At 69.1% G+C, this 9,895-nt stretch carries 9 protein-coding genes and 1 pseudogene; 3 read left to right on the forward strand and 7 right to left on the reverse strand.

Features of this window, described 5'->3' with window-relative positions; genetic code table 11:
* A pseudogene (locus AB0I10_RS38855) lies at positions 1 to 130 on the forward strand (IS481 family transposase); the annotation flags it as partial.
* A gap of 22 nt (positions 131 to 152) precedes the next feature.
* On the opposite strand, the gene AB0I10_RS38860 reads toward AB0I10_RS38855, so the two are convergent.
* The 3 genes from AB0I10_RS38860 to AB0I10_RS38870 all read right to left on the reverse strand — a co-directional run bounded on the left by AB0I10_RS38860 (position 153) and on the right by AB0I10_RS38870 (position 2,409).
* Positions 153 to 656, reverse strand: coding sequence for an FBP domain-containing protein (locus AB0I10_RS38860; protein WP_363157470.1), 504 nt, complete (start codon positions 654 to 656; stop codon positions 153 to 155).
* Positions 657 to 752: 96 nt separating this feature from the next.
* The gene (locus AB0I10_RS38865; protein WP_363157471.1) at positions 753 to 1,178 is read right to left on the reverse strand and encodes a tautomerase family protein; all 426 of its coding nucleotides are present in this window, start codon (positions 1,176 to 1,178) and stop codon (positions 753 to 755) included.
* 286 nt (positions 1,179 to 1,464) lie between these two features.
* Complete coding sequence (locus AB0I10_RS38870) at positions 1,465 to 2,409, reverse strand: AraC family transcriptional regulator (RefSeq protein ID WP_363157472.1); 945 nt, start codon at positions 2,407 to 2,409, stop codon at positions 1,465 to 1,467.
* Positions 2,410 to 2,491: 82 nt separating this feature from the next.
* On the opposite strand from AB0I10_RS38870, the gene AB0I10_RS38875 reads away from it, so the two are divergent.
* Both AB0I10_RS38875 and AB0I10_RS38880 read left to right on the forward strand, forming a co-directional pair.
* Entirely contained in the window at positions 2,492 to 3,319 is an 828-nt protein-coding gene (locus AB0I10_RS38875; RefSeq protein ID WP_363157473.1) for an NAD(P)H-binding protein, read from the forward strand.
* 399 nt (positions 3,320 to 3,718) lie between these two features.
* Positions 3,719 to 5,812 carry a SpoIIE family protein phosphatase gene (locus tag AB0I10_RS38880; RefSeq protein ID WP_363157474.1) on the forward strand — a complete coding sequence of 698 codons (2,094 nt, stop codon included), beginning with the start codon at positions 3,719 to 3,721 and terminating at the stop codon, positions 5,810 to 5,812.
* Positions 5,813 to 5,913: 101 nt separating this feature from the next.
* Here AB0I10_RS38880 and AB0I10_RS38885 read toward each other — a convergent pair whose 3' ends face one another.
* From AB0I10_RS38885 to AB0I10_RS38900, 4 genes are all read right to left on the reverse strand, one after another.
* A complete protein-coding gene (locus AB0I10_RS38885) occupies positions 5,914 to 6,255 on the reverse strand; it encodes a YbaY family lipoprotein (RefSeq protein WP_363157475.1) in 342 nt (113 codons plus the stop codon).
* Positions 6,252 to 7,244, reverse strand: a complete 993-nt coding sequence (locus tag AB0I10_RS38890) for an MvdC/MvdD family ATP grasp protein (RefSeq protein WP_363157476.1) — start codon at positions 7,242 to 7,244, stop codon at positions 6,252 to 6,254. Before AB0I10_RS38890 ends, AB0I10_RS38885 begins: the two co-directional genes overlap by 4 nt.
* Positions 7,241 to 8,512 carry a Dot/Icm T4SS effector Zinc-dependent metalloprotease LegP gene (legP, locus tag AB0I10_RS38895; RefSeq protein ID WP_363157477.1) on the reverse strand — a complete coding sequence of 424 codons (1,272 nt, stop codon included), beginning with the start codon at positions 8,510 to 8,512 and terminating at the stop codon, positions 7,241 to 7,243. Before legP ends, AB0I10_RS38890 begins: the two co-directional genes overlap by 4 nt.
* Positions 8,513 to 8,635: 123 nt before the next feature.
* A partial coding sequence (locus AB0I10_RS38900; protein WP_363157478.1) for a serine hydrolase domain-containing protein occupies positions 8,636 to 9,895 on the reverse strand: 1,260 nt, incomplete at its 5' end.

Raw genomic sequence — 9,895 nt, forward strand, 5'->3', positions numbered from 1 at the left:
GAGCAACACCGAACGAACCACTGCCCTGGCAGACTTCCTCCACACCTACAACCACCACCGCTGCCACACCGCACTGGACGACAAGCCACCCATCAACCGTGTGAACAACGCTCCAGGTCAATACAGCTAGGGCCTGTCCGATGGGTCAGGCCCTAACCCCCGGTGACCTTCGCCACGAAGGCGTCCAGATTGTCCGTTGCGCGAGCGACCCGCTCTTCCACGGTGAGATCCTCTTCGTAACGCACGACACGCAGCTTGGGCTGGCGCTTGCCCCGCAGGTACAGCGAACAGGCGAGGTCGGCGCAGACGTAGACGCCGACGGTGTTGCCCTGTCGGCCTCGCACACCCGCCAGCGGCGCAGCGAGCAGGCTGACGCCGGACGAGGCGTGCCCGGTGAGGCAGATCTGGCACAGGCTGGACTTCATGGCACTGCTGGGTTTCGTGGCAGGGGCACGGAGGGTGATCCCCAGCGGGCCGTCCGTACGGGGCAGTACGAGATGGGCCCGCAGCGGCGCGCCCGGATCCACCCAGCCCAGGAAGTCCAGCTCCTCCCAAGGGAGTTCGGCAAAGCCGAGTGGCAGCTTGAGCCGAGCCGCCTCGCCCTTGGTGCAGTTCACGAAGGACGTGCGGATCTGTTTCTCACTGAGCGGTTCCATGATTGCCGACCCTACGAACAGGCGAACCATCCCGCATCCGGTTATTCGCCGAGGCCCGCCCGGACCTGAGGCAGCGGGGGGCAGCGCCGCCCGCCCCTAGTCCCTGGCGACCGCCGATCGCTCGCCGGCCGCGTCGGAAGAATCGACGTACTGCGCCACCCCGTCGCCGAACGACCAGTCAATCGACTCGTTTTCGGTCAGGACGATGAACATGTTCCGCGGCTCGGTCCCCGCGTACTCGTGGGCGAGCTCGGCGATCCGCCGGTACAGCGCCTGCTTCTGCGCGGGCGAGCGCCCGGAGCGCATCGTCATCGCGACGTACACGATGCCGTCGTCGCGCTGCACACCGAGGTAGTTGTCGTAGCGCAGCGTGCTGCTGGTGCCGTCATGACCGACCAGGACCTGGAACCGGTCGTCGGGCGGGAAGCCGATCGTCTCGACCAGGGCGTCGTGAACGGCGCGGCCGAGCGCGTCGAGCCGATCGCTGTCGGCCCCCAACGCGTCAATACGAACGAATGGCATGTCAGCGGTTCTCCTTTCAGAGCGGTGGGATCAATGGCTCGTCACCGGTGGCCGGAGAACAAGCGATGAAGGTTGTCGGCCGGCTGGCCGATGCCTCGTCAAAACGACGGATGGTCGCACCCGCCGGCCCGAAGAGGGCGCTCCCGGCGTGGAGCTCACGGGTGCTCTTCGTGAGCCGGTCCCTCGCATCCATGATCACGACTGTACATACTAGTAGGTACAGTCGCAACGCGCGCTGCCGGCAAGCCCGGTGGCGCGGGGCGGACGTCGGTGGCCGCCGCCGAGCTCAGTGGAGCCGGTACGCGGCGGTGCGGTGGGCGCTCGGGCTGATGCCGCGCAACCGCTTGAACGCGCTGCTCAGGCCGAAGGCGTTGGCGTATCCGACCCGGCGGGCGACGGAGCCGATCGTGGCATCCGGGTGGCGGAGCAGATCCGCGGCCAGCGAGATGCGCCAGCCGGTGAGGTAGGACATGGGCGGCTCGCCGACCAGTTCGTTGAAGCGGCGGGCGAGCGACGCGCGGGAGACCCCGGTCTTGGCGGCGAGGGCCGCCACCGTCCAAGGGTGCGACGGGTCGTCGTGCAGCAGGCGCAGCGCGGCGCCGACGACCGGATCGCCCAACGCGTGGTACCAACCGGGGGTGTTGGCCTCGGGCCGCTCGAACCACTCGCGCAGCGTGGCCACCAGCAGCAGGTCCAGCATCCGGTCCATGACGACCTGCTGTCCCGGAGCGTCCCGGGTGATCTCCGCCGCGACCAGGTCGAGGATGATGCAGTGCTCGGACTCGTCCGGGACGACCAGCAGCGGCGGCAGCGCGTCCAGCAGCCGGTCGCAGACATCGCCCCGGGCCTGGTATGTGCCGATGAGCAGGGAGTGCGCCGCATGCAGGCTGTCGCCCCAGGTTCTCGGGGCCAGATAAGTCTCCGCGCAGAGGTCGTCGCCCTGCGGGCTCGTGCAGTTGTCCACGCCGTCGATCAGGACGCGGGGCGGGGTCGCCGGGTCGTCGGCGATGGCGTACGGGACGGGGCCGCGCAGCACCGCCATGTCCCCGCGCCCGATCGCGACAGGCTCCAGGCCGTCCACCGTGATCCAGGCGCGGCCGCGCAGCATGGTGACCAGCGTGAGCGGCGCCCCGTCCACGAATCTCAGCGCCCACGGGGGATCGAGGATCGACTGCGAGATCACCGCGCTGTGCGCCCGGGCCTCGTACAGGAGGTTCTCAAGAGCGTCCATGCGGACCAGATTAGACGCACGGATATGGATGTGAGCGATCCAGCCATGGTTCGTCTCAGTCGATGTTGGTTGACTTCTGGGCATGAGCGAAAAAGAGATCTTGGTTCTTGGTGGTACCGGCAAGGTCGGCAGCCGGGTGGTGGCACAGCTGACGGAGCGCGGTGTTCCGGTACGGGCGGCTTCCCGCTCGGGACGTACCCGATTCGACTGGGACGACGAGAGCACCTGGGGCCCGGCGGTCGACGGAGCGGACGCGGCCTTCCTCGTCGGTCTTGAGGGGCGGCCGGACGCGGGCCAACGCATGCGGGCGTTCGTCGAGTTCGCGGTGTCCAAGGGAGTGCGCCGGCTGGTGCTGCTCTCGGCTCGCGGTGTGGAGGACTTCAACCACCCGCAGCTGCTCGTCCCCGAGCAGACGGTACGGGAGTCCGGCGCCCGATGGACCATTCTGCGCCCCAGCTGGTTCGCGCAGAACTTCACCGAGCTGCCCCTCTTCGCGGAGGCCATCGAGGCGGGCGGGCTGGCCCTCCCCACCGGCGACGGCCTGGAGCCCTTCATCGACGCCGAGGACATCGCCGCGGTCGGCGTCGCCGCCCTCACAGAGGAGGGGCATGCCGGGCAGACGTACGACATGTCCGGGCCGCGGCTGCTGACCTTCAGCGCGGCCGTGGAGGAGATCTCCCAGGCGACGGGCCGCGAGATCCGGTACGTACCGATGGAGCAGGCGGAGTACACGGCGCACCTCGCCGCGCTGGGCGCGGGCGCCGACGAGATCGCGCTGATGGACGGCCTGTTCACAGCAATCCGCGAGGGCTGGAACGCCCACCTCTCCGACGGCGTCCAGCGGGCGCTCGGGCGCGAGCCGCGCGACTTCGGTGCGTACGTGAAGCGCGTGGCTCGCGACGCCCAGTGAGCCGGTGACATCAAGGCACCCCGCGAGTCGCTGCGGACCGGCGCCAGAAGAGTCGCTCGGGCGACGGCGCGCAGCCCCCTGCACCGCTGGTACCGAGAGTGTCGATGTCTCGCTCACTGTCACCGACCTGCCCGGCGGAGAACCCGATCCAAGCCACCGAAGGCAGCACGATGGGAAGGGCTGTACGAGGGCTGTACGAGGGGCTGTCCGGCGCTCTCGGATATACAGCGAAGAGACATGAGCCCCCGACCCCCGAGACCACGAGCGCCTCTGAATGGTGTGGTCGACCGATCCGGGGGGACCATGGAAGCCGCAGCGCCTACAGACACAGCAGGCAGGCCAGGGGCCGGCGCCAGCAGACGGCCCGCGCGATGCCGGCAGGCGGAAGGAGTGCCTGCGATGACCACAGCTGAAGGGCAGCCGGCGGACGCCGGTCAGCCCGACGGAGGCCCGTCGCAGCCGAGCGGGCTGCTGGACCTCCTCGGTGTCGCCGCGGTGCTGCTGGACGCCGATGGCCGGATCGTCCTGTGGAGCCCACAGGCCGGGGACCTCTACGGCTACACCGCCGAAGAGGCGCTCGGGCAGTACGCGGCGCCGCTGCTCGTCAACGAAGAGCACCGGGACCTGGTGATCAAGAAGTTCGCCGAGGTCATGGAGACCGGCCGGAGCTGGGGCGGCACGTTCCCCGCACGGAACAAGGACGGCACCACGCGGCTGGTGGAGCTGCGCAACATGCGGCTGCTGGACGACCGCGGCGACTTCTACGCCCTCGGGCTCGCCACCGACTCACCGACGCTTCGCGAGGTGGAGCGGGACGTCGCCCTGTCCACCCGGCTGGTCTCCCAGTCCCCCATCGGGCTGGCGATCCTCGACACCGATCTGCGGTACGTGGCCGTCAACCCGGCCCTGGAGCGGATGCACGGCATCCCCGCGAAAGACCACCTCGGCCGGCACTACCGCGAGATCATGACCTCCACGAAGTTCGAGGTGCCCGAGGCCGCGATGCGGCAGGTCCTCAAGACCGGCATCCCCATGGTCGACCAGTCCACCATCGTCGGCCGCACCCCCGCCGACCCGGGCCGCAAGCACGCCTGGTCGATCTCGTTGTACCGGCTGGACGACCCGCAGGGGCGTGTTCTGGGGGTGGCCGACCTGGTGGTGGATGTCACCGACCGGTACCAGGCAGCCATGGAGGCCGCCGACGCCCGGCGGCGCCTGGCCCTGATCGCCGACGGCTCGGCTCGCATCGGCACCACCTTGGAGGTGGGACAGACGGCCCGAGAGCTGGCCGAGGTCACCGTTCCCGAGCTCGCCGACGTGGTCACGGTCGACGTCCTCGACTCCGTCCTGGACGAGCACCGCCCCTCCCCCAGAGACGGCCCCGCGCTCTTTCGCGCCCTCGCGGTGAAGGCCGCCTACCCCACCGAAGCCGTCCAGGCCACCGATCCACCCGGCCAGACCGCCGCCTTCGACGCCGACCGCCTGGCCACCCAATGCGTGCGCACCGGCCGCCCGATCCTGATCTCCCACGCGGATGACGACGACCTGGCGCACATCGCCGGCAACGACCACGCCGCCACGTTGCTGGCCCGCGCCGGGGTGCACTCCTACCTGCTGGCCCCGCTCACCGCCCGCGGCCACATCCTCGGCTTCCTGGGGCTCACCCGCGCCCGCAACCCGCTGTCCTTCGACCAGGACGACCTCGCCCTCGCCGCCGAGCTGGCCTCCCGCGCCGCCGTGTGCATCGAGAACGCCCGGTCGCACCAGAGCGTGCGGAACGCCGCCGAGACCCTGCAACGCAGCCTGCTCCCCGACCACCCGCCGCACCTTCCCGGTCTGCAGGTGGCCTCCCGGTACCGGCCCGCACAAGCCACGTACGAGATCGGCGGCGACTGGTACGACGTCCTCCCGCTCGACGGCGACAAGACCGCCCTCGTCGTGGGCGACGTCATGGGCAGCGGCATCGACGCCGCCGCCACCATGGGCCGCCTGCGCACCGCCACCAGCGCCTTCGCCGACCTCGACCTCGACCCCGCCCAGGTCCTCCAGCACCTCGACAAGATCACCTCAGGGCTGGAGCACTACATCGCCACCTGCGTCTACACCGTCTACGACCCCGGCCGCGCCGAATGCCACATCGCCAACGCCGGCCATCTGCCCCCCGCCCTCGTACGCAGCGGCAAGCACCCCGAACTGCTCGACCTGCCCACCGGCACCCCGCTCGGGGTCGGCGGCGTCCCCTTCGAGACCACCACCTTCAGCCTCGGCCCCGGCGACCAACTGGTCCTGTACACCGACGGACTGGTCGAAACCCGCCACCACCCCATCGACGAACGCCTCGAAACCCTCCTCCACCTGCTCGACGCACCCGACCGCTCCCTCGAAGAAACCTGCGACCGGCTCCTTCGCGATCTCCGGCGCCCCGAAGACCCCGATGACGTCGCCCTGCTCATCTGCCGCACACAGTCCTGGGAAGACTCCTCCGGCCGGTGATTCACCGGTACTTGGCCTAAGGGCGGATTGCTCCACCGACAAATCACCGAACGGCGGCTGCGGCAGCGGATGACGGCACAGGCCGGAGCAGGCCCCGACGTTCACACCGGGCTGACGGGAGCGACCAACTCGTCGGTGGGCTCCGCCGGGACGGGGTTGGACTGGGTGCTGATCAGGTCGCCCGGCTCCAGGACTCCCGTTCCGGCGAGGTCGACGTGGACGCGGAGCCCGTACGAGTCGCCGGGGTCGAGATCGGGGACATCCACACTGAAGGGGATGCGGCCACCTGGCCGCAGTGGCACGTCCGTCTGAACCTGCGCACCCACGACGACCGAGGGTGCGTCCGCCAGGGAGACATTGCGGACCTCCACCAGGACCCGAGCCGCCACGGCTGCCGGTGCCTCGGCGGGCAGCGACACGACGCCACTGACGGTGCTGCTCATCCCGACCTGCCCACCAGGGACCGCGGTGCCGCCGCCTGCTGCCGGCCTCTCTCATCGATCCGCGACAGCAGCGCGGCGACCTCGGCAGTGATCGGCAGGCCCGTCCGTTCCTCAACGAACAGCCATTGTCCCGCCGGGTTGACCTCGAAGAACACGTACTGCCCATCGGGGCGCCGACGCAGGTCGATGGCGCCGTAGACGAGACCTAGGCGGCGCATGAGCCGAAGCAGTCCGTCGACGAGAGTCGGAGGGAGAGTCACGGGTCGCACGAGGGCTTCATCGACCACCATCCGCATGTCGACCGGATAGCTGGTGGCCGAGGCGTCGATCTCGGCGGCGAAGACACGATCGCCCACGACGGTCACGCGGAGATCGGCCCCTGGTACGAACTCCTGGAAGATCACTGGGGCGTAGCGTACGGCTTCCAGGTGGGCCAGGTCCTCCCAGCGGACAAGTCTGGTTTCCCGCCACGCATCGACGTTGGCGAGGAACGCCTTGAACACGGTGCGTCCGACGCCGACGTCCTGGATGAACCGGCGAGCCCTCTCCGGCTGGTTGGTGACCAGTGTGCGTGGCAGCGCCAGACCAACCCGGCGCGCCACGTCCCACTGGTAGGGCTTGTGGTGAGCGATCTCGTCCAGCATGGGGGGATTGACCCATGTGCAGCTGAGCGAGTGGAACAGACCGTGCAGCGCGTGGCCGGTCTCACCGGCCGCGAACCCCCGGTCCCGGGCGGTGGTCAGCGTCCGGTCGACGGTGAACGGGCGTACCCGCCGCCACCAGGCCACCTGACACCGGTCCAGTGGGACCTGCCCGTCGGGGGTGGTGAGCGCGAAGTCCGGCTGCCCGCCCGCGGGGTAGTCGAGGGTGATCTCGCCACGGGCCGGGAAGTCGGCCAGGTCGACGCGGACCACCTCTCGACCGGCCGTCTCCAGCCGGCGCATGACCCCCATGGTGTGATCCTCGTCGTAGGAGACGATCAGAATCATCGCGGCTGACCGGCGGTACCGGCGAGCAGAGGAGAGAGTTGGGCCACGAGGCTGCTGTGGTTCGCCGCCGCGGCCGAAAGGCCTTGCTGGAGAACGCCCACCATCTGGACGAGCTGGCGCACCTGTTCGGCCAGCCCGTCGGCCTGGCCGGTCAGCGAGGGCGACTGATGCGGAGTGGCCAGCACGAACGGGCTGCCGAACGCGGGGCTTTGAAGATCGAAGCCAGGTACCTTGGGGGGCTGGTCGGTCACCGGGTCCTTGGCGAGTTCCTTGAGCGTGAAGTCGTTGATCGGGTCCTTGGCCACCTCCTTGAGCGTGGCGGAAGGTGCCGGGTACATCGCGTGGACGCCGTCGATGTCGCCCTGTGACAGCGCTGCGCGCTGGCCCATCTGCACGCCGGGAGGCAGCGGCTGCCGCGCCACGATGGTCGGCTGACTGTCGTCGATCGCGAACGCCGTGGGCGGGTAGTGCATGATCGAGCCGTAGTCGTACGGTCCCAGGTCATCGCCGTCGGTGACGTGCTGAAGGAAGTTGTGCTGCATCGACGGGTCGATGTTCGCGAACACGATCTCGACGAACTGATCGCGGTCTTCGCGGCTTTGCTCGTGCCACAGGCCCACCGTGTGGCCGATCTCGTGGATGGCGTTGCCGGTGGAGCAGTTGGGGCCCAGCTTGATGGTTTGCCTGCCGCCCCGTCGGCCGATGTTGGAGGAGCACTCGCTGCCCGGAACGAAGCTCACGAAGTCCGGGAGCTGCGCCGCGTTGGCGGGAGTCCGCTGCACGAAGCGGATACGGGTACGGGACTCCCAATGGGCGATCGCGCTCGTGACGCGCTGCTGGTCGGGAAGGCCGGGATCGATCTCGAAGGGGATGGTCGCGTTCGGCCAGCGGAACTGTTGCCCCGGGATCCCGACCGAGGCGAGCATCAACTCATCACGGGCCGCCGAAGCGGCATCCTCCACCTCCTGCACGGTGCCGAGGACGATGTCGCCCTCGAACACCGCCATCCCGTCCACCTCCGCGTACTGGACGCCCTTGCCGCGGAAATTCACACCGTCCAGCAGAGCGGTACCGGCAACACCACCGGACCGGAGTTCGCCGCTGCCGCCGGCACCTCGGCCGCTTCCCGCAGCATTGCCCCCTCGCCCTCCCCGGGCGGTGGTCGTCTTGCGGGCGGTCGTCTTGCGGGCGGTCGTTTTGCGCGCAGTGGCCTTGGTGGCGGCGGTCTTCTTGGTTCGACGGCTCGGCTCCGACGGGTTCGCCTTCATGTTCACCTCAGTGCAGGGGACAGGAAAATCGTCACCCGGCATCCCTTCCACCTGATGGCTGTCCCCCACTACCCCCGTCCGGGTGGGAATCACCCCAGGTGCGAGCCGAAGCAGGGTTCTCGTTCACCTGGCCGGGTGCACGTCCCTGTCCAGCCCCTTCATGGGCTTTGCCAAGGTGGGCTTGGAGCAGAACTCCGCCTCGAAGACGTTGTCGTAGAGCGTGCCGTCGGCCAGCCAGTCGCTGTTGAGGTGGAACGTCAGACTGTGCTTGCCGTCGCGCGTGGTCGCCGCACTCGTCAGTGAGCCCCACACGATGCCGTCGTGGCCGTAGACCTTCACCCCGCAGGAGAGGGTGCGCACGACGAGCGCGAGGCCGTAGTCGTAGAACGTGCCCGTCTTGACCGTGGCCAGCAGCTCGTTCTGCTGTGCAGTGGGCAGCAACTTCCCTTGCAGGAGCGCCTGATAGAAGCGGTTGAGATCCCCGGTGGTGCTGATGACTTCTCCGGTGGCCCCGGACCAGGCGGGGTTGTACTCCGTGGCGTCGTAGATCTCGGGTCCGGGGTTTTCGGCGTAGAGCTTGGAGTAGCCGATCGCGTGCGGTGCGGGCATCTTCGGGTCGGTGCCGGGGAAGTGCGTCTCGGTGAGGCCGAGCGCCTTGATGATGCGCTGCTCGGCTTCCTGCGCATAGGACTTGCCGGTGACCTTCGTGATGACCAGGCCGGCGAGCACGAAGTTGGTGTTGGAGTAGTTCCAGCCTTTGCCCGGCTCGAAATCCGGCTTGTACTTGAGACCCATGTCGATGATCTGCTGCGGCGTCCTGGTCTCGTACCGGTGGGCGAGGAACCCGGGGCCGTTCATGTAGTCCCGCCACTCGGGGGTCGAGACCATGTCGTGGATCCCGCTCGTGTGGTTGAGCAGCTGACGGATGGAGACCTTGTTGCCGTCGTAGCCGTTGCCCCGCAGCACACCGGGCAGCCAGCGCTCCACGGAGTCGTCGAGGCTCAACCGCCCCTCTGCCTCCAGTTGCAGGAGCACCACACTGATGAAGGTCTTGGTGATGCTCCCCGCACGTAGGTGGTCTTCGGGGGTCCGCTCGCGCCGGGTGGCGGTGTCCGCGTAGCCGGCCGAGCCGAACCACCGGCCCTCCGCCGTTTCCGCCTCCGCTGCGACGCCCGACATACCGGCTTGATGCAGGGCGTTGAGCGCCGCTTGTGTATGACCGTGCCCGGCCGGTGCCCGCGGGGCCGCCGCGGCGGTGGTGGAGCAGATGACCGTCAGTGCGGCGGCAGCCGCCGCGGCGGCTCTCACGAAGGCGGTGGGGCGGCCTGTCCCGACCAGGTGCATGGTGTTCTCTCCCGAGCTGTCCCGCCCGGAATTCCCGCC

It is taken from the genome of Streptomyces sp. NPDC050636 (assembly GCF_040654775.1).
Lineage (GTDB): Bacteria > Actinomycetota > Actinomycetes > Streptomycetales > Streptomycetaceae > Streptomyces.

Bases quoted from the DNA above. Each gene is read 5' to 3' on its own strand.
- AB0I10_RS38885 (WP_363157475.1), bottom strand. From the start codon at position 6,255: ATGAGCAGCACCGTCAGTGGCGTCGTGTCGCTGCCCGCCGAGGCACCG.
- AB0I10_RS38875 (WP_363157473.1), top strand. From the start codon at position 2,492: ATGAGCGAAAAAGAGATCTTGGTTCTTGGTGGTACCGGCAAGGTCGGC.
- AB0I10_RS38890 (WP_363157476.1), bottom strand. From the start codon at position 7,244: ATGATTCTGATCGTCTCCTACGACGAGGATCACACCATGGGGGTCATG.
- AB0I10_RS38870 (WP_363157472.1), bottom strand. From the start codon at position 2,409: ATGGACGCTCTTGAGAACCTCCTGTACGAGGCCCGGGCGCACAGCGCG.
- AB0I10_RS38865 (WP_363157471.1), bottom strand. From the start codon at position 1,178: ATGCCATTCGTTCGTATTGACGCGTTGGGGGCCGACAGCGATCGGCTC.
- AB0I10_RS38880 (WP_363157474.1), top strand. From the start codon at position 3,719: ATGACCACAGCTGAAGGGCAGCCGGCGGACGCCGGTCAGCCCGACGGA.
- legP (WP_363157477.1), bottom strand. From the start codon at position 8,512: ATGAAGGCGAACCCGTCGGAGCCGAGCCGTCGAACCAAGAAGACCGCC.
- AB0I10_RS38860 (WP_363157470.1), bottom strand. From the start codon at position 656: ATGGAACCGCTCAGTGAGAAACAGATCCGCACGTCCTTCGTGAACTGC.